At 72.2% G+C, this 24,281-nt stretch carries 21 protein-coding genes and 1 tRNA gene; 14 read left to right on the forward strand and 8 right to left on the reverse strand.

Features of this window, described 5'->3' with window-relative positions:
- From BLA60_RS24670 to BLA60_RS24680, 3 genes are all read left to right on the forward strand, one after another.
- The gene (locus BLA60_RS24670; protein ID WP_084735240.1) at window positions 1-693 is read left to right on the forward strand and encodes an NADPH-dependent F420 reductase; all 693 of its coding nucleotides are present in this window, start codon (window positions 1-3) and stop codon (window positions 691-693) included.
- Window positions 694-797: 104 nt separating this feature from the next.
- Window positions 798-1,301 (forward strand): hypothetical protein, encoded by a 504-nt coding sequence (locus BLA60_RS24675; RefSeq protein ID WP_154814560.1) that lies wholly within the window; start codon window positions 798-800, stop codon window positions 1,299-1,301.
- A 1-nt stretch (window position 1,302) separates the two neighbouring features.
- Window positions 1,303-2,454, forward strand: a complete 1,152-nt coding sequence (locus BLA60_RS24680) for a hypothetical protein (protein ID WP_075135370.1) — start codon at window positions 1,303-1,305, stop codon at window positions 2,452-2,454.
- 154 nt (window positions 2,455-2,608) lie between these two features.
- On the opposite strand, the gene BLA60_RS24685 is transcribed toward BLA60_RS24680, so the two are convergent.
- The 3 genes from BLA60_RS24685 to BLA60_RS24695 all read right to left on the reverse strand — a co-directional run bounded on the left by BLA60_RS24685 (window position 2,609) and on the right by BLA60_RS24695 (window position 6,686).
- Window positions 2,609-5,590: an AfsR/SARP family transcriptional regulator gene (locus BLA60_RS24685; protein ID WP_075135371.1), complete on the reverse strand. Its 2,982-nt coding sequence runs from the start codon at window positions 5,588-5,590 to the stop codon at window positions 2,609-2,611.
- 238 nt (window positions 5,591-5,828) lie between these two features.
- On the reverse strand, window positions 5,829-6,524 hold the full coding sequence (locus tag BLA60_RS24690; RefSeq protein WP_154814561.1) for an NUDIX hydrolase: 696 nt from the start codon (window positions 6,522-6,524) through the stop codon (window positions 5,829-5,831).
- Window positions 6,525-6,613: 89 nt separating this feature from the next.
- Window positions 6,614-6,686, reverse strand: a tRNA-Arg gene (locus tag BLA60_RS24695).
- 72 nt (window positions 6,687-6,758) lie between these two features.
- On the opposite strand from BLA60_RS24695, the gene BLA60_RS24700 reads away from it, so the two are divergent.
- Both BLA60_RS24700 and BLA60_RS24705 read left to right on the forward strand, forming a co-directional pair.
- A complete protein-coding gene (locus tag BLA60_RS24700) occupies window positions 6,759-8,414 on the forward strand; it encodes an SDR family oxidoreductase (protein ID WP_075135373.1) in 1,656 nt (551 codons plus the stop codon).
- A gap of 60 nt (window positions 8,415-8,474) precedes the next feature.
- Window positions 8,475-9,386: a cation diffusion facilitator family transporter gene (locus BLA60_RS24705; protein WP_075135374.1), complete on the forward strand. Its 912-nt coding sequence runs from the start codon at window positions 8,475-8,477 to the stop codon at window positions 9,384-9,386.
- Here BLA60_RS24705 and BLA60_RS24710 read toward each other — a convergent pair whose 3' ends face one another.
- From BLA60_RS24710 to BLA60_RS46445, 3 genes are all read right to left on the reverse strand, one after another.
- Window positions 9,387-10,088, reverse strand: coding sequence for a DUF305 domain-containing protein (locus tag BLA60_RS24710; RefSeq protein WP_075135375.1), 702 nt, complete (start codon window positions 10,086-10,088; stop codon window positions 9,387-9,389).
- Window positions 10,085-10,969 carry a thioredoxin-like domain-containing protein gene (locus BLA60_RS24715; RefSeq protein WP_075135376.1) on the reverse strand — a complete coding sequence of 295 codons (885 nt, stop codon included), beginning with the start codon at window positions 10,967-10,969 and terminating at the stop codon, window positions 10,085-10,087. Before BLA60_RS24715 ends, BLA60_RS24710 begins: the two co-directional genes overlap by 4 nt.
- Before the next feature lie 135 nt (window positions 10,970-11,104).
- Complete coding sequence (locus BLA60_RS46445; protein WP_154814562.1) at window positions 11,105-11,836, reverse strand: DUF3105 domain-containing protein; 732 nt, start codon at window positions 11,834-11,836, stop codon at window positions 11,105-11,107.
- 54 nt (window positions 11,837-11,890) lie between these two features.
- On the opposite strand from BLA60_RS46445, the gene argS reads away from it, so the two are divergent.
- The 6 genes from argS to rho all read left to right on the forward strand — a co-directional run bounded on the left by argS (window position 11,891) and on the right by rho (window position 20,685).
- Window positions 11,891-13,555: an arginine--tRNA ligase gene (argS, locus tag BLA60_RS24730; protein ID WP_075135379.1), complete on the forward strand. Its 1,665-nt coding sequence runs from the start codon at window positions 11,891-11,893 to the stop codon at window positions 13,553-13,555.
- Between the two features lie 4 nt (window positions 13,556-13,559).
- Window positions 13,560-14,996 (forward strand): diaminopimelate decarboxylase, encoded by a 1,437-nt coding sequence (lysA, locus tag BLA60_RS24735; protein WP_075135380.1) that lies wholly within the window; start codon window positions 13,560-13,562, stop codon window positions 14,994-14,996.
- Entirely contained in the window at window positions 14,993-16,279 is a 1,287-nt protein-coding gene (locus tag BLA60_RS24740) for a homoserine dehydrogenase (protein WP_425427088.1), read from the forward strand. The genes lysA and BLA60_RS24740 overlap by 4 nt, the downstream gene beginning before the upstream one ends.
- The gene (gene thrC, locus BLA60_RS24745; RefSeq protein WP_075135381.1) at window positions 16,276-17,352 is read left to right on the forward strand and encodes a threonine synthase; all 1,077 of its coding nucleotides are present in this window, start codon (window positions 16,276-16,278) and stop codon (window positions 17,350-17,352) included. Before BLA60_RS24740 ends, thrC begins: the two co-directional genes overlap by 4 nt.
- Complete coding sequence (gene thrB / locus BLA60_RS24750; protein ID WP_245812134.1) at window positions 17,349-18,263, forward strand: homoserine kinase; 915 nt, start codon at window positions 17,349-17,351, stop codon at window positions 18,261-18,263. Before thrC ends, thrB begins: the two co-directional genes overlap by 4 nt.
- Before the next feature lie 385 nt (window positions 18,264-18,648).
- Window positions 18,649-20,685 (forward strand): transcription termination factor Rho, encoded by a 2,037-nt coding sequence (rho, locus tag BLA60_RS24755; protein ID WP_075135382.1) that lies wholly within the window; start codon window positions 18,649-18,651, stop codon window positions 20,683-20,685.
- Between the two features lie 5 nt (window positions 20,686-20,690).
- On the opposite strand, the gene BLA60_RS24760 is transcribed toward rho, so the two are convergent.
- Entirely contained in the window at window positions 20,691-21,056 is a 366-nt protein-coding gene (locus BLA60_RS24760; protein WP_075135383.1) for a hypothetical protein, read from the reverse strand.
- A gap of 277 nt (window positions 21,057-21,333) precedes the next feature.
- Here BLA60_RS24760 and rpmE point away from each other — a divergent pair, with 277 nt between their 5' ends.
- The 3 genes from rpmE (at window position 21,334) to prmC (ending at window position 23,616) form a co-directional block, all read left to right on the forward strand.
- Window positions 21,334-21,552 carry a 50S ribosomal protein L31 gene (gene rpmE, locus BLA60_RS24765; RefSeq protein ID WP_075135384.1) on the forward strand — a complete coding sequence of 73 codons (219 nt, stop codon included), beginning with the start codon at window positions 21,334-21,336 and terminating at the stop codon, window positions 21,550-21,552.
- 95 nt (window positions 21,553-21,647) lie between these two features.
- Window positions 21,648-22,721, forward strand: coding sequence for a peptide chain release factor 1 (prfA, locus tag BLA60_RS24770; protein WP_075135385.1), 1,074 nt, complete (start codon window positions 21,648-21,650; stop codon window positions 22,719-22,721).
- 1 nt (window position 22,722) lies between these two features.
- Window positions 22,723-23,616 carry a peptide chain release factor N(5)-glutamine methyltransferase gene (gene prmC, locus BLA60_RS24775; protein WP_245812135.1) on the forward strand — a complete coding sequence of 298 codons (894 nt, stop codon included), beginning with the start codon at window positions 22,723-22,725 and terminating at the stop codon, window positions 23,614-23,616.
- A gap of 5 nt (window positions 23,617-23,621) precedes the next feature.
- On the opposite strand, the gene BLA60_RS24780 is transcribed toward prmC, so the two are convergent.
- Window positions 23,622-24,242, reverse strand: a complete 621-nt coding sequence (locus BLA60_RS24780) for a hypothetical protein (RefSeq protein ID WP_154814564.1) — start codon at window positions 24,240-24,242, stop codon at window positions 23,622-23,624.
- Window positions 24,243-24,281 lie beyond the last annotated feature (39 nt).

Consider the following 24,281-nt stretch of genomic DNA (forward strand, 5'->3'; position numbering starts at 1 on the left):
ATGCGGCCCCGCCGGGACGGCCGCAGAATCTGTCCACAAGGGACAGCACGGAGGGACACCGCCATGAGGATCGCCGTCATCGGCGCCGGCAACGTCGGCGGCGCGCTGACCAGGGGCCTGACCCGCACCGGGCACGCCGTCACCGTCACCGCGACCGACCCCGACCACGCCAGCGCGCTGGCCGACCAGACCGGGGCCTCCGCCGCCGCGACGGCCGCTGACGCCGTCGAGTCGGCGCAGGCGGTGATCATCGCCGTGCCACACACCGCCACCGCCGGGCTCGCCGGCGAACTGTCCGGCGCGGTCACCGGCAAGGTCGTCATCGACGCCACCAACCCGGTCGGTGACCAACCGGGCCGGTCAGCGGTCACCGACCGCTCCGCCGCCGAGCACCTGCAGGACGCGCTGCCCGGCGCGCACGTGGTCAAGGCGTTCAACACGGTCTTCGCCGCCAACCAGGCCGACCCGGTCGTCCACGGTGTCGCGCTGGACGGGTTCTACGCCGGCGACCACGAACCCGCCAAGCAGACCGTGCGCGACCTGCTCGCCGGCCTGGGCTACCGGCCGGTCGACGCCGGCCCGCTGTCGGCCGCGCTGTCGCTGGAACACCTGGCGCTGCTCAACATCAGCCTCAACGCCCGCCACGGCTGGGCCTGGCGCGACGGCTGGAAGCTCGTCGGCCCGACCGACTGACCTTCGCCGGCCGGCGAAGCGCAGCGAAGGCACGGCGAAGCGTCGGCAAAGCGATCGCCGACACAGTGGTCCCGGGACAACCGGACATCCGAAAGGAGACCACTGTGGATGGCTTCCACGTGGACATCGACGTGGTGATGAGCCTGGCGAAGAACAGCTACTCGGCCGCCGAGCAGTACGCCCAGATCACCACCAAGATCACCAGGACGGACGCGGCGACGCCGCACCTGGCCGACAAGTTCGGCGCGGCGACCGGCGCGGACAGCGATGTCGTCGCGATGCTCGACGAGTTCTACGAGTACCTGCGGACCACCACCGCCCGCTACCAGCTCGTCGGTGAGCAGCTGGAGGCCTCGGCGCGGGACTACGTCCAGACCGACACCGAGCAGCAGGACGTCTACAACCGGTACCAGAACGACTTCGACGCCTACGACATCGGCGAGGCGGACCTGGGCATCGACCCCGGCAGGGAGGCCGGCGACACCGACCGGCCCGACGGCGCGACCGACGCCCAGCCCGACGGCTTCGGCACCGACGAGAACCCGGCGGAGAACATCGAGGCCGGCGACGGCTACCTCTCCGGGCTGGACCCGGAAGAGGGGAACTGACGTGCCCGACTACGGCTACACCTACGAGATCGACTCGGCCCTGGAGCACTTCGAGCTGACACTGCGGGAACGCTGGTACCAGGTCGTCAAGGAGTCGGTGTTCAACCAGGTCGACATTCCGGCGCCGCTCAGTGGACTCCCCGGCTCGCTGCCCGAGTACCGCACCGCCGAGATGTTCGCGCACATCAACTACGGCCAGGTCGTCGGCGGCTGCGCCTACGTGAACTGGATCGACGCCGGCGCCCAGGGCAGCCCCGGATCGATCTCCTGCGAGGGCAAGATCCGCGAGTCCTACCACTACGACCTGGAGACCATCGAGTACCAGGGCGTGGAGACCGAGGTTCCCGAGTACACCCGGTGCGTCCTGGGCGACCTGCTCGGCGCGGTCGAGCAGTGGTGCTGGAACGACCGCAAGCTGATCTCCGACGCGCTGCCCCCGTTCGCCACCCACAACCTGACGGCCCTGGAGGACGCCCGCAACGCCCTGGTGTCCATGGCCGGTGACTTCGGCGCCACCCCGGACGCGGGCGGCGCCGGCGCCGACGACGCGCTGGTGACCGGGCTGACCCTCACCAACACCGTCGACCTGCTGTTCGTCGACCGGGACCGGGACAAGGACTGGATGGCCGAGTGGACCGGCGCGGCGGCCGACCGGGCGGCCAACGGCATCTTCGCCTCGACCAAGCCGACGCTGTTCAACCACGCCATCATCGCCAACGGGCTGGGCACGCTGATCAACGAGCGGGCCACGATCATCCACACCTACCAGCAGAACAGCCTCAGTCTGGTCCGCTCGGCCACCGCCGCGCTCGACCAGACCACCACCACGACCAGCGACCACACCAACGAGTGGAAGGCCGTGCAGGGCCTGGGCATGGCGCTGTCGATCGTGCCGGTGACCGCCCCCTACGGCGCGGTGATCAGCCTGGTCGGCTGGCTGGGGGAGCAGTTCCTCAAGGAGACCAGGTCGGTGTCGTTCAGCTTCACCCCGCACGAGGTCGCCAGGAACCTGCACGACGCGGTGGTCGAGATGGACGGCGCGCTCACCGGCTCCGAGGCCGCCTACACCCAGGACGTGCTGGAGTTCCGCACCGCGCTCAACGCCGTGTCCAGCACGTTCCTGGAGCTCTACGACATCTCCGAGAACCGATGAACGAGAACGACGCGAGCGAGGAACTCGTGCTGTCGGTCATGGTGCGCCCACTGCCGCCGCGTCCGGCACCCGCGCCCCGGCGGCGTGGCGACCCGCCGGCCGACCCGCTGCCGCCCCGGTCGGTCCGGGCGCGTTCCCCCCGGCGCCCGGACGGTCAGGACAGGGCGGAGAGCTTGGGGCGGACGTTCTCCGCGCCGGGAACACCGAGGTCGAGGTAGGTGGTGAGGGCCCGCCGCCAGTGGACGGCGGCCCGGTCGTGCTCGCCCAGCGCCGCGTGCACGTCCCCGATCCCCTCCTCGGCCTGGGCCTTCTCCAGCGGCCGGTCGATCGGGATGGCCAGCGCCTCGCGGTGGCGTTCCAGCGCGGCGTCGGTCTCGCCGACGTCCAGGTGCAGCTGGCCGAGCACGACCAGCACCTGCAACCGCAGGATCTGGTCGTCGGTGACCTCGGCGACCCGCAGTGCGTCGTGCTGGCAGCGCACCGCCAGGTCGTGCTCGCCGAGCTGGCGGTGGATGCGGCCCAGGTTGTAGGTCGCCTCGCCCTCGATGGTGCGGTTGCCGGTCTGGTGGGCCAGGTCCAGCGCACGCTGCGCGTACTCGATCGCCTCCAGCGGCTGACCGGTGTCGTTGGCGAGGAACGCCAGCTCGTGCAGGGGATAGATCAGCCGGTGGCGGTCCTCGTCCTCGTCGCTGAGTTCCACGGCCTCGTGCAGGTAGCGGGCCGCCGCGGCGTAGTCGCCGACCGTGCGGTACACCGAGCCGAGGTTCGACAGCCCGCTCGCCAGCCGACTCCGCACACCGTCGCGCCGCAGCAGCTCGACCGCCCGCTCGCACAACGGGACCACCTCGCGGAACCTGTTGACGTCGAACAGCGCCGCGGCGGTGTTGTTCAGGGCAGCGCCTTCGCCGGACGCGTCACCGAGCTCACGGTAGAGCAGCATCGCCTGCTCGCTGTGCGCGATGGACTCCTCGGTGCGCATCAGCCGGAAGTACGCGGAGCCGAGATGGCGCAGGGCGTTCGCCTCGGCCCGCCGGTCGCCGGTCTCCCGCGCCGCCCGCAGGGCCATGGTGTTCAGCGCGATTGCCTCGTCGAAGTGGCCCCGCACGTCCAGGTAGTGCCACAGCGCGTACGACAGTGCCGTGACGTGGCCGGCGACGGCCGGGTCGGCGGTGGCCACCACGTTGGAGATCTCGGTGTCGAGCCAGTGCAGTGCGTCGTCGTAGCCGGTGAAGGTGGGGGCGGCGACCGTGCCGGGCTCGATGAGGTGCGGCGCGCCCAGGTGCGGGGAGACCTGGTCGGTGGCCAGGGTGGCAGTGTGCAGGTAGTAGGCGCGCAGCCGGTCGATGCCGGCGTCGGCGTCGTCGGTGTCGGCGGCGGCGAGTTCGGCGGCGTAGGTGCGCAGCAGGTCGTGCATCCGGAAGCGGCCGTCGTGGGTCTGTTCGATCAGGTGCGCGCGGGCCAGCGCCGCCAGGCCCCGGCGGGCGGTGCGCGGGTCGGTGCCGGCCATCGCGGCCAGGGCGTAGGCGTCGACGTCGCGGCCGGGATGGGCGCCGCAGAGCCGGAACAGGCGGGCGGTGACGTCGGTGAGGTTCTGGTAGGACCACGAGAACACGGCGCGTACGGCGGTGTGCGGGTCGTCGTCGGAGTCGAACACGTCCAGCCGGTGCTGCTCGTCGACCAGCTCGGCGACCAGGCTCGCCATGCCGTCACCCCGCCGCGACCGCACCAGCTCGCCGGCCACCCGCAGCGCCAGCGGCAGCCGCGCGCACAGCCGGACCAGTTCGTCGACCTGGCTCCGGTCGTTCTCGCCGACCAGCCGGTTGAGCAGGTCGACCGACTCGGCGCGCGGCAGCCGGCCGAGCCCGAGACGCTGGGCGCCGTCGCGCGCGACCAGGCCGGCGAGTGCGTCGCGGCTGGTGACCAGGACGGTGACCGTCGCCGAGCCGGGCAGCAGCGGGCGGACCTGTTCGACGGTGCGCGCGTTGTCCAGCACCATGACCATGCGCCGGCCGTCGACCAGGGTGCGGAACCGGGCGGAGCGTTCGTCGAGCTCGCCGGGCACCGCGCTGCCGTCCAGGCCCAGTGCCCGAAGGAAGCCGGCGAGGACGTCCTCGGGCGCCGCCGGCTCGGCCGGGCCGTAGCCGCGCAGGTCGACGTAGAGCTGACCGTCGGGGAACCGGTCGCGGCGGCGGTGGGACCACAGCACGGCCAGGGTCGTCTTGCCGACACCGGCCGTCCCCGCGACCACCACCACCGGCGGGGCGTCGGCGCCGGTGGTGGTGTCGGTGTCGCCGAGCAGGTCGTCCAGTTGGGACAGTTCGGCCTGGCGGCCGACGAACCCGGTGACGTTGGCCGGCAGCTGCGCGGGAACCGGGGCGACCGCCGGGGCCGGGGCGGCCGGCGGCGCGGGGGTGTCCGGTTCACCGGACAGGATCCGGCTCTCCAGCGCCCGCAGCTCGGGTCCCGGGTCCAGGCCGAGTTCCTCGACCAGGGTGTCGCGGGTGGAACGGTAGGCGTCGAGCGCCTCGGCCTGCCGGCCGTCGCGGTACAGCGCCGACATCAGCAGCCAGGTGAACCGTTCGCGCAGCGGATGTTCGCGCACCAGCCCGGCCAACTCGGGGACGATCGAGGCGTGCCGGCCGGCGGTCAGCTCCGCCTCGTGCAGCAGCTCCAGCGCGGTGAGCCGGCGTTCGACCAGGCGCTGGGTCTCGTCGGCGAGCACCGGGGTGTCCAGCCCGTCGAAGGGCTGGCCGTGCCACAGGTCAAGCGCCTCGCGCAGCAGGTCGGCGCGCCGCGACGGCTCGTCCTCGGCGGCGCCCCGCTCGACCAGGTCGGTGAACCGGGCCAGGTCCAGCTCGCCGGGGCGGACCTCCAGCCGGTAGCCCGACGGCCCGAACGACAGCCGCGCCGGGTCGTCGAGCACCCGCCGCAGCTTGTGCACGTGCACCTGAAGTCGTTGGCCTGACCGGGGATCGGGCCGGCCGGACCACATGGCGTCAACCAGGACGTCCACGGCGACCGGTTCGTTGGCGCGCGCGAGCAGGACCGCCAGCATCACGCGCTGCAGGTGACCGGCCGGCTCGACGGCGGGCCCCGTCGCACGCAGGCGTAAGGCCCCGAGAATCTGGAACTCCACGGGTTCGCTCCGTCCACAGTGTGCGGTGAACCCTAGACGACCGGACCGGCGCGCCGGGGCCGTTCGCCGATACGTCGTACCGCGTTCGCCCGGACCGCCCGATTCGGACAGGGCGCCCTGGCGGGCCGTCCCGTTCCCCGAACCGCCGGCCGTCGCCGGGTCTGGCCGATCGCGTCGGTGGCCACCGCCGGGAACCCGACGAAACCGTTGGTGCCGTTGAGGTCGCGCGGTGTAGCGGTCAGCCGAACTGGTCCAGGTACCGGCGGGCCACCGGAATCGACGACGCCGAGTACGGGCCCCCGAGCTCCAGCAGATCGGACAGCGAACCGACGGTCGTCACCTCGGCGAGTTCCGGCACGTTCCCGGCCGCGGTCTCTTTTGCCAGGAGAACGGCGAACCGTTCACGGATCACCTTCTCCGCGAGAGGCGGCGCACGGAAGAAGACCCCGACATTGCCGCCCGGCGTGGACGTCACCGCGAACCGCGCGAGTTCTTCCGGCGGCACGACGACGCCGGTTTCCTCCGCGAGCTCCCGGGCCGCCTCGTGCGCCAGCCACGCCTCGTCCACCGCGCCGGTCGGCTGCTCGACGACACCACCGGGGATCTGCACCTGACCCGCCGCCGTCGTCCGGCCCACCACCAGTCCACCCTCGACCGTGGGTTGCACGACGGCCGCGAACAGGGCCGGCGCCACGTCCGCGCCGGGAACACGCCGCAGGGAGAAGTACCGGTAGGTGACCGGGGCCCATTCCAGGGTCAGTGTCGAGTCCGCCGGCCGGTGATCCACGCGCGGACAGGCCAGCGCGGGCCCGTCGTACAGGGTCGGATCCGCCAGAACGGCCTGCTCCCAGGCGCGGTCCACGGCTTGCTGGTCGACGGCCGGCAACGTGCCCCGCACCAGCCGGAGCCGGTCGGGGACGATCACCCGCGCCATCGTCATAGGCTCCTCGACAGGGGTCGTCCCAGTAGGAACGCAAATCGCCGCCGACCTGTTCGTGCTGGTCAGCGGCGAATTCACGAGGGCGCCCTTGGCAGGATTCGAACCTGCGACACCTGCCTCCGGAGGGCAGTGCTCTATCCCCTGAGCTACAAGGGCCCGTCGTTCACTGGAACGGTGGCAGCTTACCGTACCCGGTCGGTGGGGGTCGGGGCGGCTACCGTTGCGGGTATGAGTGGCGTGCGGCGGCGCTGGGTGGAGTCGGGCGAGGTGCGGTTGGCGGTGTACGAGCGGGGGTCGCCGGCGGCGACGACCCTGGTGCTGGTGCACGGTTATCCGGACAACGCGCACGTGTGGGACGAGGTCGCGCGGCGGTTGGCGCGGCGGTTCCACGTGGTGACCTACGACGTGCGCGGACACGGCGGGTCCAGCACGCCCGAGAGCTACCGGATGGCGTCGTTGGGGGCGGATCTGGCGGCCGTGGTGCGCGCGGTGTCGGACGGGCCGGTGCACCTGGTGGGCCACGACTGGGGCTCGGTGCAGAGTTGGCCGGCGTTGGAACACGCCGACGTGCGGTCGTTCACCTCGATCTCGGGGCCGGACCTCGGGCACTCGGCGGACTGGCTGCGGCGCTGGTACCGGCACCCGCGCGCGGCGCTGCGCCAGGCACTGCACTCCTGGTACATCGGCGCCTTCCAGGTGCCGGTGATCCCCGAGCTGGTGATGGGCAGCGGGCGGCTGCTGCGGTCCTTCGGCGCCGGGAAACGGGACGCCCGCCACGGGCTGAACCTCTACCGGGCCAACATGGGCCGGTTCCGGCGGCCGACGCGGCGGGTCACGGTGCCGGTGCAGCAGATCGCGTTGCTGGACGACCCGTTCGTGACGCCGGCGTTGTTGCGGGCGGCGGACCCGTGCGTCGACGAGCTGTACCGGCGTGAGCTGGTGGCCGGGCACTGGGCGCCGCGCACGCATCCGGACGCCGTCGCGCGGCTGGTCACCGAGTTCGTCGAGTACGTCGACGGGGAGGCGGCGGCGCCCCGGGAGTTGGCGCGGGCCAGGGTGGGGGACCGGCGTTCCGCGCTGGACGGGCAGCTCGCGGTGGTCACCGGCGCGGGCAGCGGGATCGGCCGGGCGACGGCCGTCGCGCTGGCGGGGCAGGGGGCGCACGTGGTGTGCGTCGACGTCGACGGGGACGCGGCGGCGCGGGTGGCGTCGCAGGTCGGCGGGTCGGCCTGTCAGCTGGACGTGGCGGACGGGGAGGCCACCGGGCGGGTGGCGCGGCGGGTGCTGGCCGAGCACGGGGTGCCGGACCTGGTGATGGCCAACGCGGGCGTGGGGCTGAGCGGGTCGTTCCTGGAGACCTCGGTCGACGATTGGCGGCGGGTGCTGGACGTCAACCTGTGGGGCGTCATCCACACGCTGCGCGCCTTCCTGCCGGCGATGGTCGAGCGCGGCGAGGGTGGGCACGTGGTGGTGACCGCGTCGGCGGCGGGCATCGTGCCGTTGCCCTCGCTGCCGGCGTACGGCACGACGAAGGCCGGGGTGTTGTTGCTGGCCCAGTGCCTGTCGGCGGAGTTGGCGCCGGCGGGGATCGGGGTCAGCGCGATCTGTCCCGGTTTCGTGCACACGAACATCACCGCGACGGCCCGGTTCGCCGGCACCGGTCCCGACGAGCAGCGTCGCCGCCAGGCGCGGGCTACCGCGGCCTACCGCCGGCGCGGCTACGAGCCGGAGCGGGTGGCGGCGGCCGTGGTTCGGGCGGTGGAGGACAACCGGCTGGTCGTGCCGGTCACGCCGGAGGCCCGGGTGGGGGCCGTGGGGGTGCGCTACCTCCCGGCCACGACCAGGGCGTTCGCCCGCTGGATCGACTCCTTGACCAGCTCCTGAGTTGCACTCATGCGCATGTGACTATATGTTTCGGCTGGGACCGGACGAAGGAGCCGAAGCATGGGGCAGGGACACGGGCACGGCCAGGCGCTGAGCGCGTCCGGCCGGCACGTCGGGCGTCTGGCCATGGCCTTCGCCGTCACGGCCGCCTTCATGGTGCTCGAACTGACCGTCGCCGTCACCACCTCGTCGCTGGCCCTGCTCTCCGACGGCGCCCACATGGTCACCGACGTCATCGGCGTCGGCCTCGCCCTCGCCGCGATCCTCGCCGCCCGCCGCTCGCGACAGAAGGCCGGGCGCACCTTCGGGCTCTACCGCGCCGAGGTCCTCGCCGCCCTGGCGAACGCCGTCCTGCTCTTCGGCGTGGCCGCCTACGTCCTGTACGAGGCGATCCACCGGATCAGCGACCCGACCGAGGTACCGGGCCTGACGGTGTCGCTGGTGGCCGTCGCCGGCCTGCTCGCCAACGTCGTCGCGTTCCTGCTGCTCCGGGCCGGCGCCAAGGAAAGCCTCAACCTGCGGGGCGCCTACCTGGAAGTGCTCGCCGACCTCGTCGGCTCGGTGGGAGTGCTCGTCAGCGGGCTGGTCACCCTGCTGTTCGGCTGGCGCTACGCCGACCTGATCATCGGTGTCGCCATCGGGCTGTTCGTGTTGCCGAGAACCTGGACGCTGGCCCGGCGGTCACTGCGGATCCTGTTCCAGCACGCGCCGGAAGGCGTCGACGTCGACGCGCTGACCACGGCGTTGTGCGCGCTTCGCGGAGTGGGCGAGGTGCATGACGTGCACGTGTGGACGCTGACGTCGGGGATGGAGGTCGCCTCGGCCCACCTGACGGTGCTGCCGGGGGCGGATCAGGGCGAGGTGCTGGCGGCGGCCCGGAAGCTGTTGGCGCGGGAGTACCAGATCGACCATGCGACGCTTCAGGTGGAGACCGGGGAGGCCGCCGGCGGCTGCCACGAACTCCAGTGGTGATCAGGCCGGTGGGAGCGGCTGGGCGCCTCTCCTGGTCAACATGTCGGTCAGCAGGTTGACCTCGGAGACCTGGCTGGACACGATCTTCTTCGCCAGGTTCCGTACGTAGCCGGCACTCGCGTGCTGGGCCCCGTACTCCGCCATCTGCAACCCGCCCTGGTGGTGGCGCAGCATCAGTTGCAGGAACAGCACGTCCAGCTCCCGGCCCGTCGCCGCGCGCAGCTGGTCGAGTTCCTGGCTGGTGGCCATGCCCGGCATGCGGTCGACCGCGCCTGTGGTCGTCTGGCCGAGGGCGTCGGTGTGTTCGTGGGTGCCGCCCTGGGACATCCACTCCATGTGCCCGGCGCCGGGGTCGGGCAGGCTCTGGCGGCCCCACACGGTCAGCCACCCTGCCATCTCGCTGGCCTGGGCGAGCTGCGTCGACTCGATGTCGAAGGCCAGGCGGCGCAGCTCGCCGTCGTCGGTGCGGTCCCGTTCGATGCCGGCCATCGTGACGGCCTGCAGGTGGTGGACGCGCATGTCCTGGGCGAACCCCACGTCGACCGAGTCGGGGCCCGGTGTGACGTCGTTGGAGCGGGACATCGCGAGGAGCATGCCGCCGGCGGCGCCCACGAGCAGCACGGCCACCATCGCCGCGACGATGATCAGTACCCGGCTCGAGTTGCTCGTGGGCGGTGAGGCGTCGGTGTCGGTGTCGGTCACTGGCTCGGCGGTGGGGCGCCCGTGCCGGACGCGGCCGGGGGCTGCTCACTGGCGGGCGGGGCCGTGCCCTCCGTCGCGGGCGGCGGGACCTGCTGGCCCTGCATCTCCTGCGCCGACTCGTCGACCGCGCCGGTGCCGTCCATCTTCACCGCGTCGTCGCCAGGGGGCTCGGCCACGAACGGCGGCGGGTTGGCCGGGTCGAACCCGGTGCCGTCGACGTCACAGCGACCGCCTGGCTCGGGGTTCTGGTACTGGTTCTCGCGCAGCGACCGGATGAACTCGTCGATGCGGGTGTCGTCGGCCTTGTCCAGCTTGAGCTGGTGGCCCCACGACTGCAGCGAGATCGGCTTGTCCAGCCCGGGCCACGGCGACATCATCATGTACGGCTGGCCCTCGACCTTGCCCTTGAGCTTGTCGAGGTCACCGCCCTTGACCTGGTCGGGGTTGTAGGCGATCCACACCGACCCGTGCTCCAGCGAGTGCACCATGTTCTCCGTGCGCACCGCCGTGTCGTACACCACGCCGCTGCACGCCGCCCACGCCTGGTCGTGCGGGCCGCCGAAGGGCGGTGACTGGTCGTAGGCCACCCGCTGCGCACCGGTGACGTGCTGGCCGGACTCGTACTTCTCCCGCTTCACCCCGTCGATGTTCTCCGACGGGTCGGGGTTCTCCTCCGAGGCGACCCACTGCTCCTTCTCGTTGATCTCCAGGAAGGCGTAGGTGAACACCCCGCCGGCCAGCAGCACGACGGCCAGCACGGCCGCTATCGTGCCCCAGGGCTTGGGCCGCGTCGGCCTCCCGGCCGACGAGCGGGAGCGCCCCTTGGCGCCGTTCTTACTCTTGGGCTTGGTTGTGCCCTTGCTCTTCGTCCCGCTCGCCATGCCGGTCTCGGACCTCGTCTCGTCACCGCTGTTACCCGGATGTACACACCCCAACCGGTAAGTGTAAGGACATCTTGTTGGGTCGGCGTCAACGGCCGGCGCTCACCCGCCGCTCACAGGCCGCTGACCACCGGTTCACGGTCCGTCGACGGGCACGGCGTCCGGCCCGGGCGGGCTCGGGTCGAACGGGGGCGGGTTGGTCGTGTCGAACAGCGACGGGTCGGTCTCGCACGGTGCCCCCGGCTCGGGCGCGGTGTACTCGTTGTCCCGCAGCGCCTGGACGAACTGGTCGATCCGCTCGTCGCCGGCCTCGGTGACCCGCAGCTGGTGGTCCCAGGCCTGCAACGCGATCGGCGTGTCCATCCCGGGGTAGGGGGACAGCATCAGGTACGGCTGGCCGTCGACCAGCTCGGCCAGGGCGGACACGTCGGCGGCGGGCAGCAGGGTCGGCTCGTAGGCGATCCACACCGCGCCGTGCTCCAGGGCGTGCACCATGTGCTCGGTACGCACCGCCCGGGTGTAGACGGTGCCGTTGCAGTTGGCCCACACCTCGTCGTGGGCGCCGCCGGTGGGCGGGTGCCGGTCGTAGGCGACGCGCTGGCCGGGCAGGGTGTGCAGGCCGCCGGCGTGGTCGGTCAGCTCGACGCCCTCGATCTTCGTGGACGGGTCGGGGTTGGACTCGACCGGCTGGAACGGGGCCGGGGCGGGGGTCTGCCCGCCGGCCTGGTCGCCGTTCTGGCCGGCGTTCGGATCGCTGCCGGTTCTGCTGCTGCAGCCGCCGAGCAGGGCGAGAACGGCCGTCAGGGCGACGGCCGTGCGTGTGATGTCGATGGTGATCGTCTCCCGGTCGGTCCCCCCGCTGGTCAGCGTATGGCCGAGGCCACTCCGCCGGGTAGGGGCGGGCTACCTAGACTTCTGCGGGTGACTCCCGCCGCTCTTGCCGACCTGGTCCGTACCGTCGCCGTGGACGTGCTGACCAGCCGAGACCTCGATGACGCCGCACTGCCGCCCTCGGTGACGATCGAGCGACCGCGAAACCCCGACCACGGTGACTACGCCACGAACGTCGCCCTGCAGGTGGCGAAGAAGGTCGGCGTGCCGCCGCGCGACCTCGCCGGCTGGCTGGCCACGGCCCTCACCGGCCGCGACGGCGTCGCCACCGCCGAGGTCGCCGGCCCGGGGTTCATCAACCTGCGGCTGGCCGCCGACGCCCAGGGCGAGATCGTTCGCCAGGTGCTGGCCGCCGGCGAGGCCTACGGCCGGTCGGACACGCTGGCCGGCGACCGGATCAACCTGGAGTTCGTCTCGGCGAACCCGACCGGCCCGCTGCACCTGGGCGGCACCCGCTGGGCGGCGGCCGGCGACGCGCTGGGCCGGGTGCTGTCCGCGCAGGGCGCCGAGGTGGTCCGCGAGTACTACTTCAACGACGCCGGCGCGCAGATCGACCGGTTCGTCCGGTCGCTGATCGCCTCGGCCAAGGGGGAGCCGCCGCCCGAGGACGGCTACGCCGGCGCCTACCTGTCGGACGTGGCGGCGCAGGTGCTGCGCGCCGAGCCCAACGCGCTGTCGCTGCCGCCGGCCGAGTCAGCCGAGACGTTCCGGCGCATCGGCGTCGGGCTGATGTTCGACGAGATCAAACGCAGCCTGCACGACTTCGGCACCGACTTCGACGTGTTCTTCCACGAGGACTCGCTGCACTCCTCCGGCCAGGTCGCCGAGGTGGTCGACGAGCTGAAGGCCCACGGTCACCTCTACGAGGCCGACGGAGCCTGGTGGCTGCGCACCACCGCCTTCGGCGACGACAAGGACCGGGTGGCGATCAAGTCCGACGGCGCCCCGGCCTACATCGCCGGGGACATTGCCTACTTCCGGGACAAGCGCCGCCGGGGGTTCGACCTGTGCATCTACATGCTCGGCGCCGACCACCACGGCTACATCGCCCGGCTCAAGGCCGCCGCGGCCGCGCTGGACGACGACCCGGCCACCGTCGAGGTCCTCATCGGGCAGATGGTGAACCTGGTCGCCGACGGCAAGCCGGTGCGGATGAGCAAGCGCGCGGGCACCGTGGTGACGATGGAGGACCTGGTCGACGCGGTCGGTGTGGACGCCGCGCGCTACGCGCTGGTCCGTTCCTCGGTGGACTCGTCGATCGACATCGACATCAACCTGTGGACCAGCAGCACCAACGAGAACCCGGTCTTCTACGTGCAGTACGCGCACGCCCGGCTGTCCTCGCTGGCGCGCAACGCCGAGGACGTCGGCCTCGTGATGCCCGACAGCGCGGACGGGCTCGACCTCGGCCTGCTCACCCACCAGCGGGAAGGGGACCTGATCCGCACGATCGGCGACTTCCCCGGAGTGATCGCGACGGCCGCCGCGCTGCGCGAGCCGCACCGGATCGCCCGGTACCTGGAGGAACTGGCCAGCGCCTACCACAAGTTCTACGACAGCTGCCGGGTCCTGCCGAAGGGCGACGAGGAGATCACACCGCTGATGACCACTCGCCTCGCCCTGTGCGAGGCCGCCCGGCAGGTGCTGGCCAACGGGCTCGGGCTGCTGGGCGTGTCCGCGCCGGAACGGATGTGAGGTCGTGAGGGCACATCCGGCCGGACCACGGCACGCCGAAGTCCTGCCCCCGGGCGGGCCGGCGGTTCCCCGACCGTCCACCACCGACGACCTCGACGGGCTGCACCCCGAGGTGTGGCCGCGCAACGCCACCCGCTCCGAGGACGGCGCGGTGCGCCTGGCCGGGGTGGACGTGCGCGAGCTGGCCGCCGAGTACGGCACGCCGCTGTTCGTGATGGACGAGGACGACTTCCGGGCGCGCTGCGCCGAGCACGCGCGGGCCTTCGGTGACCCGGCGCTGGTGCACTACGCGTCGAAGGCGTTCCTGTCGGTGCGGATCGCCCAGTGGGTCGCGCAGGAGGGCCTGTCGCTGGACGTGTGCAGCGGCGGCGAGCTGGCGATCGCGCTGCGCGCGGAGTTCCCGCCGGAGCGGATCACCTTGCACGGCAACAACAAGTCGGCCGCCGAGCTGGCCGAGGCGGTGTCCGCCGGGGTCGGTGCGGTGGTGCTCGACTCGTTCTACGAGATCGCCCGGCTGGACCGGATCGCCCGCGACCAGGGGGTCGTGCAGCCGGTGCTGGTGCGGGTCACCGTCGGGGTCGAGGCGCACACCCACGAGTACATCGCCACCGCGCACGAGGACCAGAAGTTCGGTTTCTCGCTGGCCGGCGGGGACGCCGCCGAGGCGGTGCGCCGGGTGCTGGGTTCGGCGGGGCTCAAGCTCGTCGGTCTGCACAGCCACATCGGCTCGCAGATCTTCGACGCCAACGCCTTCGAGCTGTCGGCCCACCGGGTGATCGCGCTGCTGGCGCAGCTGCGTGACGAGCACGGCGCCGAGGCGCTCGCCGACGTGTCCACAGTGGACCTCGGGGGTGGGTTGGGGATCGCCTACACGGCGCTGGACGACCCGCCGCCGCCGGCCTGGCTGGCCGAGCAGCTGCGCACCATCGTCACCAAGGAGTGCGAGCAGTTCGAGCTGCCGGTGCCCAAGGTCGCGGTCGAGCCGGGCCGGGCGATCGTCGGACCGGGTACGGTGACCCTCTACGAGGTCGGCACCATCAAGGACGTCGAACTGGGGCACGGCACCGCGCGCCGCTACGTCAGCGTCGACGGCGGGATGAGCGACAACATCCGCACCGCGCTCTACGACGCCGAGTACGACTGCCGGCTGGTGTCCCGGTTCTCCGACGAGGGCCTGCACGGCGGCGAGCCGGTGCTCTCGCGGGTGGTCGGCAAGCACTGCGAGTCCGGGGACGTCGTCGTGCGGGACTGCTGGCTGCCGCGCAACCTCGCGCCGGGCGACCTGATCGCGGTCGCCGCCACCGGCGCCTACTGCTACGCGATGGCGTCGAGCTACAACCGCCTGCCCCGCCCGGCGGTGGTCGCCGTCCGCGACGGCGAGTCCCGGCAGCTGCTGCGCCGCGAGACCATCGACGACCTGCTCCGGCTGGAGGTTTCGTGAGTGTCAAGGTGGCCATGCTGGGGTGTGGAACCGTTGGGGCGCAGGTGGTTCGGCTGCTCACCGAGCAGGCCGACGACCTCACCGCGCGCATCGGCGGGTCGGTCGAGCTGGTGGGGGTGGCGGTGCGCCGGCCGCACCGGCACCCCGACGTCCCGGCGCACCTGATCACCACCGACGCCGCCGCGCTCGTCGAGTCCGATGTGGACGTCGTGGTGGAGGTGATCGGGGGGATCGAGCCGGCGCGCACGCTGCTGACGACAGCGTTGCGGGCGGGCAAGTCCGTGGTCACCGCGAACAAGGCGCTGCTCGCCGAGCACGCCGCCGAACTGTTCGCCGCCGCCGGGTCCTCCGGGGCCGACCTGTACTTCGAGGCGGCGGTCGCCGGCGCGATCCCGTTGCTGCGTCCGCTGCGCGAGTCGCTGGCCGGTGACCGGATCAACCGGGTCATGGGCATCGTCAACGGCACCACCAACTACATCCTGTCCGCCATGGACTCCTCGGGCGCCGGCTACGCCGAGACGCTCGACGAGGCCTCGCGCCTGGGGTACGCGGAGGCCGACCCGACCGCCGACGTCGACGGCTACGACGCCGCGTCCAAGGCGGCGATCCTCGCCTCGATCGCCTTCCACACCAGGGTGACCGCCGCCGACGTGTACCGCGAGGGCATCACCTCGGTCACCCCGGCCGACATCGCCGCCGCCCGCACGCTGGGCCGCACCATCAAGCTGCTGGCGATCTGCGAACGCGTCGACACCGACGGCGTCGAGTCGGTCGCGGTCCGCGTGCACCCGGCGATGATTCCGCGCAGCCACCCGCTGGCCGGGGTCGGCGGCGCGTTCAACGCGGTGTTCGTCGAGGCCGACGCCGCCGGTTCGCTGATGTTCTACGGCCAGGGCGCCGGTGGCGCGCCGACGGCGAGCGCGGTGCTCGGCGACCTGGTCGCGGTGTCGCGTAACCGGCTGGTCGGCGGGCGCGGGCCGGGGGAGTCGGCCTACGCGGCGCTGCCGATCCGGCCGATCTCCCAGGTGGACACCCGGTACCACGTCAGCCTGGACGTGGCCGACCGCGCGGGCGTGCTGTCCTCGGTGGCCTCGGTGTTCGCCGAGCACGACGTCAGCATCGCCGCGGTGCGCCAGCGCGGGCGCGCCAACGACGCCAGCCTGGTGATCGTCACCCACTCGGCGCCCGACCGCGCCCTGAGGTCCACAGTGGACAAGATCGCCGGTTTGCCGGCGGTGCACGACGTGGTCAGCGTCATGCGGGTCGAAGGAGAGGAACCATGACAGCATCGGCCGGAGTCCGGCAGGCCTGGCCAGGGGTGATCCGCGCCTACCCCGACCGGATCACGCTGCCCGATGGCGCGAAGGTGGTGACGTTGCAGGAGGGCGGCACGCCGCTGCTGCCCGCGCGGCACCTGTCCGAGGTGACCGGGTGCGAGGTGTACCTGAAGGTCGAGGGCGCCAACCCCACGGGCTCGTTCAAGGACCGCGGCATGACCGTGGCCATCTCGCACGCGCTGGCCACCGGCGCCACCGCGGTGATCTGCGCGTCCACCGGCAACACGTCGGCCTCGGCCGCCGCCTACGCCGCGCGCGCCGGGATGACCTGCGCGGTCCTGGTGCCCAGCGGGAAGATCGCGCTGGGCAAGCTCGCCCAGGCCGTCGCCTACGGCGCGCGGATCCTGCAGATCGACGGCAACTTCGACGACTGCCTGGAACTGGCGCGCAAAACCGCCGCCGAGTACCCGGTGGAGCTGGTGAACTCGGTCAACCCGGTGCGGCTGGTCGGTCAGCGCAGCGCCGCGTGGGAGGTCTGCGACGCGCTGGGCCGCGCGCCGGACGTGCACCTGCTGCCGGTCGGCAACGCCGGCAACATCACCGCCTACTGGCAGGGCTACTCCGCCTATGCCGCCGACGGTGTCGTCACCGGCACCCCCCGGATGTTCGGTTTCCAGGCCGAGGGCGCCGCGCCGCTGGTGCTCGGCGAGCCGGTGCGCGACCCGGAAACCGTGGCCACCGCGATCCGGGTCGGCAACCCGGCGTCGTGGCGGGGCGCGATCGCCGCGCGGGACGCCTCGAACGGGCTGATCGACGCGGTGTCCGACGCTGATCTGCTCGACGCCTACCGGCTGCTGGCCCGGCGTGAGGGCGTGTTCGTGGAGCCGGCGTCGTCGGTGAGCGTCGCCGGCCTGCTGCGCACCGCCCGCGACGGGCGGCTGCCGGCCGGTTCGCTGGCGGTGTGCACGGTCACCGGGCACGGTCTCAAGGATCCGGACACCGCGCTGTCGGGCATGGCGCCGGTGGAGCCGGTTCCGGTGGAGCCGGGCGCGGTCGCCTCGGCGTTGGAACTGAGTTGAGCCTTTCCCCGCGCGAACGTTCCATTCGGGTCACGGTTGCGGCGTCCACGGCCAACCTGGGTTCCGGTTTCGACGCGCTGGGTCTGGCGCTGGCCCTGTACGACCGGGTGGAGGTCACGGTCACCGACGGTGCGGTGACCGGCACGGTCACCGGGGAGGGCGCCGGCCTGGTCGTCGACGAGAAGCACCTGGTCGTGCGCGCGCTGTACGCGACCGCCGACGCACTCGGCCTTCGCCTGCCGGGCGTGACGCTGACCTGCGTGAACGCCATCCCGCATGCCCGAGGGCTCGGCTCGTCGGCCGCGGCGGTCGTCGCGGGGGTGGCCGCCGGCTACGCCCTGGCGGGCCGTGAGCGCGACGACGAGGCACTGGAGCTGGCCGCCTCGTTCGAGGGTCACGCCGACAACGTGGCCGCCAGCCTGCTGGGTGGGTTGGCGCTGGCCTGGGTCGACCGGGACCCGACCGGCCCGCGATATCACGCCGTGCGGCTGGAACCACACGCCGCGTTGCGGCCGGTCGTGCTGGTGCCGGCGGAGAAGTCGGCGACCGCGCTCACCCGGGGTCTGCTGCCGGCCACGGTGCCGCACGCCGACGCCGCGTTCGCCGCCGGCCGGGCGGCGCTGGCCGTGCACGCGTTCACCGAACGTCCCGATCTGCTGCTGCCCGCGACCGCCGACGTGCTGCACCAGGACTACCGCGCCGACGCCTGGCCCAACACCAGCCGAGTGGTCCGTGAACTTCGGGACAACGGTGTCGCCGCAACGGTTTCCGGTGCCGGACCGACCGTGTTCGCCGCGACCCGTGACGGGCTGCTGCCACCGGAGGTGGACACCTCGGGCTTCGCCGTGCGCCCGCTGGAGATCGCCAGGGACGGGGTCACGGTCGAGCCGGCAGGAACAAATTCCAGGTAGTCGAGGTTGTACCGGTCAGCCACGCCGGCACACCCGGTTGTTGCACGCGGATGCGGGGCGGTCTACCCTCAGGGGCGTTCAGTCACCGCGCGTACGGGCGCCCGGTGTCGTTCCCGGATCACTCTTTCCGGGTCGCATCAATCCGTTCCAGATGCCGACTCGGCCTCCCAGAGGTCGACGTCGTCGCTGGGGGATACCCAAAGCCGTGGTGACCGAGATAGCTTCGCGTTGACGATCATCGTCCGCAATGGTGAATAGCCAGGTAGCCATGGCCGAGACGAAGGTCAGTCAGCCGGGGCATACGCCGTATCGAGTTCGTCGAGCGGCGGTCCGCTGGTACACGGGTCCTCCTGTGGAGGCGGGGACCTGGTCAGGAAGGACATGAGTGAGCAACACTGATCTGCTGGGCAGCGAAACAGCCAACGGTGCGGTCGAATCCGCGCCCGGGACTGTCGCCGACGCGGCGCAGGCGCCGCGCACCAGCGCAAACGGGGGCACGACCAAGCGGCGCGCCGGGCTGTCCGGCATGGTTCTGGCAGAGCTGCGGGAGCTCGCCGGCCAGCTGGGCATCACCGGGACGACCGGTATGCGCAAGGGTGACCTGATCGCCGCCATCAAGGAGCGGCAGAGCGGTGGCTCGGCCCCCGCGAAGTCCGACTCCGCCGACACGCTGCCACTGGGCATCGGCGGGAAGGACGAGCCGAGGTCCGCGTCCCGGACCGCGACGAAGTCCGAGACCAGGACCGAGGCCAAGTCCGAGAGCAAGGCCGCCAAGGCCGAGCCGAAGACCGAGACCGCGCCGGCCGTGACCGCGCCGGCCACCGACGGTGAGACCCGCGAGAGCGGCAGCCGGCGGCGCCGGGGTTCGGTCCGGGCGGCCGGCAGCCCGGAAGCCGAGCAGCGCACCGACGAGCGCACCGAGCGTTCCGACCGTGGTGACCGGGGCGGCGACCGGGGCGGTGACCGCGGCGATCGCGGTGACCGTGGTGACCGGGGCGGTGACCGCGGTGGCGACAAGAGCGACCGGCAGAGCCGGGGCGAGCGCCAGGGCGATGGCCGGGACGGCCGTGACGGCCGGGGTGGCCGCGACCGCAACCAGAACCGGAACCAGGAGCGCGGTCAGGACCGCAACCGGGACCGGGACAACCGGGACAACGGCCCGGACGACGATGACGACGACAACGACGGTCGGCGTCGCGGCCGGCGCTTCCGGGACCGCCGCCGTCGCGGTGGCAGCAGCGGTGGGCGGGGCGAGAGCCCGGACACCGAGGTGCGCGAGGACGACGTCCTGCTGCCGGTCGCCGGTGTGCTCGACGTGCTGGAGAACTACGCGTTCGTGCGGACCTCCGGTTACCTGTCCGGCCCCAACGACGTGTACGTCTCGCTCTCGCTCGTGCGCAAGTACAACCTGCGCCGGGGCGACGCGATCACCGGCATGGTGCGCCAGCCGCGTGAGGGCGAGCAGCAGCGGCAGAAGTTCAACCCGCTGGTGCGCGTCGAGACGATCAACGGGCTGGACCCGGACCAGGCCAAGAACCGGCCGGAGTTCACCAAGCTGACGCCGCTGTACCCGAACGAGCGGCTGCGTCTGGAGACCGAGCCGCACCTGCTGACCACCCGGGTCATCGACCTGGTGACGCCGGTCGGCAAGGGCCAGCGCGCGCTGATCGTCTCGCCGCCCAAGGCCGGCAAGACCTCGGTGTTGCAGGCGATCGCGAACGCCATCACCACCAACAACCCCGAGTGCTACCTGATGGTCGTGCTGGTGGACGAGCGTCCGGAAGAGGTCACCGACATGCAGCGGTCGGTGAAGGGTGAGGTCATCGCCTCGACCTTCGACCGCCCGCCGTCGGACCACACCACGGTCGCGGAGCTGTCCATCGAGCGGGCCAAGCGCCTGGTCGAGATGGGCCACGACGTGGTCGTGCTGCTCGACTCCATCACCCGCCTCGGCCGTGCCTACAACCTGGCCGCGCCGGCGTCGGGCCGGATCCTGTCCGGTGGTGTCGACTCGACCGCGCTGTTCCCGCCCAAGCGGTTCCTCGGCGCGGCGCGCAACATCGAGGACGGCGGCTCGCTGACCATCTTCGCCACCGCGCTGGTGGAGACCGGGTCGGCCGGTGACACGGTGATCTTCGAGGAGTTCAAGGGCACCGGCAACGCCGAGCTGATCCTGGACCGCAAGATCGCCGACAAGCGCACCTTCCCCGCGGTCAACGTCGACGCGTCCGGCACCCGCAAGGAGGAGCTGCTGCTCTCGCCGGACGAGCTGGCGGTGACGGTCAAGCTGCGCCGCGTGCTGCACGCGCTGGACAACCAGCAGGCCATCGACCTGCTGCTGACCCAGCTCCGCAAGACCCGCACCAACATCGAGTTCCTGATGCAGGTCGCGAAGAACACCCCGTCGGTCAACGACGACTAGGTGTCTCACCGTCGCCATCGCGCCTGCCGGCACAGCAGCAGCAACATGCCCAGTGCCGGCAGGCCGACGGCGATGGCCGTCGGCGTGGGGATCGTGACCCCGCCCAGCCACAGCCCGGAGCCGAACACCGCCGCCGGGTAGCCGACCCGCAACGCCCAGCGCCGCCGCGCCGGCCACGACCCCGGTCGCACCTCGACCAACGCGGTCACCGCGGCGGCGGCGCCGCACAGCGCGCTGGACAGCGTCGCCTGCCAGTCGGCGTCGATGACGATCCCGAGCACCGCGACCAGGCCGAGGACGGCGGCGGCGAACAGCACGGGAATGGCCAGCCACGCCTGCACGGACAGCGGCTGGCCCCACGGTTCGGACACACGGAAAAGTGTGTCCTCGGGTCACCACCACTGTCGGCTGACGTCGGTGAGTGCGGGAGTGGTTGCGGTGGGTGGCAGTTGCCGCGCGATGAGCGGTCGGGCTTCATCGGGCGCGCTGTCAGCGCGACTGGTATGGAATACCCCCTGATCGGGGGATGTTGAACGAATCGCCAGGACATCTGGCAAACTGTCTGGTCGAGTCCCGGCACCGGTTCACCTCGACGTCTCGTCACGTCTCGTCGGGGACCCGGCGGCCACCTGAGAAAGGGCAAGATCTGTGAAGACCGGTATCCACCCCGAGTACGTCGTGACCGAGGTCGTCTGCGGCTGTGGGAACACGTTCACCACGCGCAGCACGAAGAAGTCGGGCAGCATCCACGTCGAGGTCTGCTCGAACTGCCACCCGTTCTACACGGGCAAGCAGAAGATCCTCGACACCGGCGGCCGGGTCGCGCGCTTCGAGGCCCGCTACGGCAAGCGGCAGAAGACCAAGTAGCTTCGCCCACGGCGCCCATCCCGCACGTGCGGGTGGGCGCCGTTGTCATGTTCAGGAGTTCGTGTTCAGGCGCGCAGCACAGAAGGGGGTCGTCCGTGGACTCGGCGTCGCTGAGGGAACTGCTCACCGAGTACGACGAGCTGGAGCGGTCGCTGGCCGACCCGTCGGTGCACGGCGACCAGAACCGTGCCCGCCGGCTCGGGCGCCGCTACGCCCAGCTGACCCCGACGGTGAAGACGCTGCGTGAGCTGGAGACCGCGCGCGAGGACCTCGCCGCCGCCCGGGAGCTCGCCGCCGAGGACGACTCGTTCGCCGCCGAGGCGCAGACCCTCGCCGAACGCGTCCCGGTGCTCGAGGCCCGGCTCACCGAACTGCTGCTGCCACGCGACCCGCACGACGGCTCCGACCTGCTGCTGGAGATCAAGTCGGGGGAGGGCGGCGACGAGTCCGCGCTGTTCGCCGGCGACCTGCTGCGGATGTACCTGCGCTACGCCGAACGGCACGGCTGGCAGGCCGAGGTCCTCGACGGCACCGACACCGAGCTCGGCGGCTACAAGGACGTCACCGTCGCCATCAAGAGCAAGGTACCCACCGCCGACGGCGTGTGGTCGCGGCTGAAGTTCGAGGGCGGCGTGCACCGCGTGCAGCGGGTGCCGGTCACCGAGTCCCAGGGCCGCATCCACACCTCGGCCGCCGGAGTGCTCGTCATCCCCGACATCGAGGACGTCGAGGTGGAGATCGACGAGAAGGACCTGCGCATCGACGTGTTCCGCTCGTCGGGCAAGGGCGGGCAGAGCGTCAACACCACCGACTCGGCCGTGCGGATCACCCACCTGCCCACCGGCATCGTGGTGTCCTGCCAGAACGAACGCTCCCAGCTGCAGAACAAGACCCGCGCGATGCAGGTCCTGCGCGCCCGGCTGGTCGCCGCCGCCGAGGAGGAGGCCGCCAAACAGGCCGCCGACAACCGGCGCAGCCAGGTCCGCACGGTCGACCGCTCCGAGCGGGTACGCACCTACAACTTCCCGGAGAACCGGATCTCCGACCACCGGGTCAACTACAAGGCCTACAACCTCGACCAGGTGATGAACGGCGACCTCGACGGCGTGCTGGACGCGCTGGCCACCGCCGACCGCGCCGAACGCCTCGCCGCCCACCAGCCCGCCTGACGTGGACCTGGACGTCGACGTGGACGAGACCGGGCGGCACCCGCTGCGCGTGGTCCTGCGCCAGGCCCAGCGCGTCCTGGCGCGAGCCGGTGTCGCGTCCCCGAGGGTCGACGCGGAGCTGATCGCCGCGCACGTGCTCGACGTCGACCGGGGCCGGCTGCCGCTGGTGGGGCCCCTCGACGACCGGACCGTCGCGCGGATCGACGGGCTGGTCGCGCGCCGGGCCACCCGGGTGCCGCTGCAACACCTGCTCGGCCACGCCGCGTTCGGCCCGCTCACCCTGGCCGTCGGGCCGGGCGTGTTCGTGCCACGCCCGGAGACCGAACTGCTCCACGAATGGGGCCTCGCCGCGCTGCGCGGCGTCAGCGAACCGCTGGTCGTCGACCTGTGCACCGGCTCGGGCGCGCTCGCGCTGGCCCTGGCCGCCGCCCGCCGCGACGCCACCGTGCACGCCGTCGAACTCGACCCCGACGCGCTGGCCTGGGCCCGCCGCAACGCCGAGGAGCGCGCCGCCGACGGCGACCGCCCGGTGGTGCTGCACGCCGGTGACGTCACCGACCCGACCCTGCTCGCCGACCTCGACGGGCGGGTCGACCTGGTGGTGTGCAACCCGCCCTACGTCCCGCTCGCCACCCCGGTACCGCCGGAGGTCGCCGGGCACGACCCGGCTCGCGCGGTGTTCGGCGGCGAGGACGGGCTGTCGGTCATCCCGCACGTCGTGCGCACCGCCGCCCGTCTGCTGCGCCCCGGCGGCGCGTTCGCCATGGAGCACGACGACACCCACCGCGACCAGGTCCTCGCCCTGCTCGCCGCCCGGGGCGGGTTCACCGGCGGCACCGCGCTGGACGACCTGACCGGCCGGCCGAGGTTCGTCACCGCCCGCCGCACCGGCTGACCGGGTCAGGGCCGGGAATTGGCCACCATCTGGTCGTAGATCGGTTGCATCCGCTGCCAGTGCTCCACTGGGCCGGACGCCACGATGAAGTACTCCACATCGTCCACCTGCCAGAACAACGCGCGCACGTGCTGGGGCCCGCTGCCGTCGTCGTGCTGGTACTCCCACTCGACCGCCGGGTGCCCGGCGTAGGTCGCGCGGATCAGGTCGATGCGCTCGTAGTCGTCGGTCCGCGCGGCCAGCTTCGACTCGTTGGTCACCCGGGTCGTCGCCAGGTCCTGGTCGGGGGCCGGCGCGCCGCCGAACGCCACGAACCGGCCGCCGTCGGCCGGGTCGGTCGCGCGCATCGCGCCGGGCGCGCCGCCCCTGGCCACCCGCCAGCCGAGCGGGATCACCGTCTGCACCATCTGCGGACCGGTCACCCGCTGGAAACCGTTGGGGGGTCTGGGAGGCGTGGGCGGCATCGGTGGCTCTCCGGCGTTCCGCTCGGCCACCGACGTCGGGCCGTCGCTCACCGCCACCGCGGGCGGCACCGGCTGCGGGGTGGCCAGCAGTGCCACCCCGACCACGGCGCTGACCACGAGGTACAGCGCGGCACAGGACACCGCGAGCGACCTCGAGCTCAACGACCGGATGCTCGGCACGTCATTCACCTCGACAACAAC

It is taken from the genome of Actinophytocola xinjiangensis (assembly GCF_001921215.1).
Classification (GTDB): Bacteria; Actinomycetota; Actinomycetes; order Mycobacteriales; family Pseudonocardiaceae; genus Actinophytocola; species Actinophytocola xinjiangensis.

What these genes read in the sequence shown, in the direction of transcription:
- BLA60_RS24670 (WP_084735240.1), top strand. Translation starts at nt 1, where the DNA reads ATGCGGCCCCGCCGGGACGGCCGCAGAATCTGTCCACAAGGGACAGCA.
- BLA60_RS24690 (WP_154814561.1), bottom strand. Translation starts at nt 6,524, where the DNA reads ATGGCGCGGGTGATCGTCCCCGACCGGCTCCGGCTGGTGCGGGGCACG.
- BLA60_RS24700 (WP_075135373.1), top strand. Translation starts at nt 6,759, where the DNA reads ATGAGTGGCGTGCGGCGGCGCTGGGTGGAGTCGGGCGAGGTGCGGTTG.
- BLA60_RS24705 (WP_075135374.1), top strand. Translation starts at nt 8,475, where the DNA reads ATGGGGCAGGGACACGGGCACGGCCAGGCGCTGAGCGCGTCCGGCCGG.
- BLA60_RS24715 (WP_075135376.1), bottom strand. Translation starts at nt 10,969, where the DNA reads ATGGCGAGCGGGACGAAGAGCAAGGGCACAACCAAGCCCAAGAGTAAG.
- thrC (WP_075135381.1), top strand. Translation starts at nt 16,276, where the DNA reads ATGACAGCATCGGCCGGAGTCCGGCAGGCCTGGCCAGGGGTGATCCGC.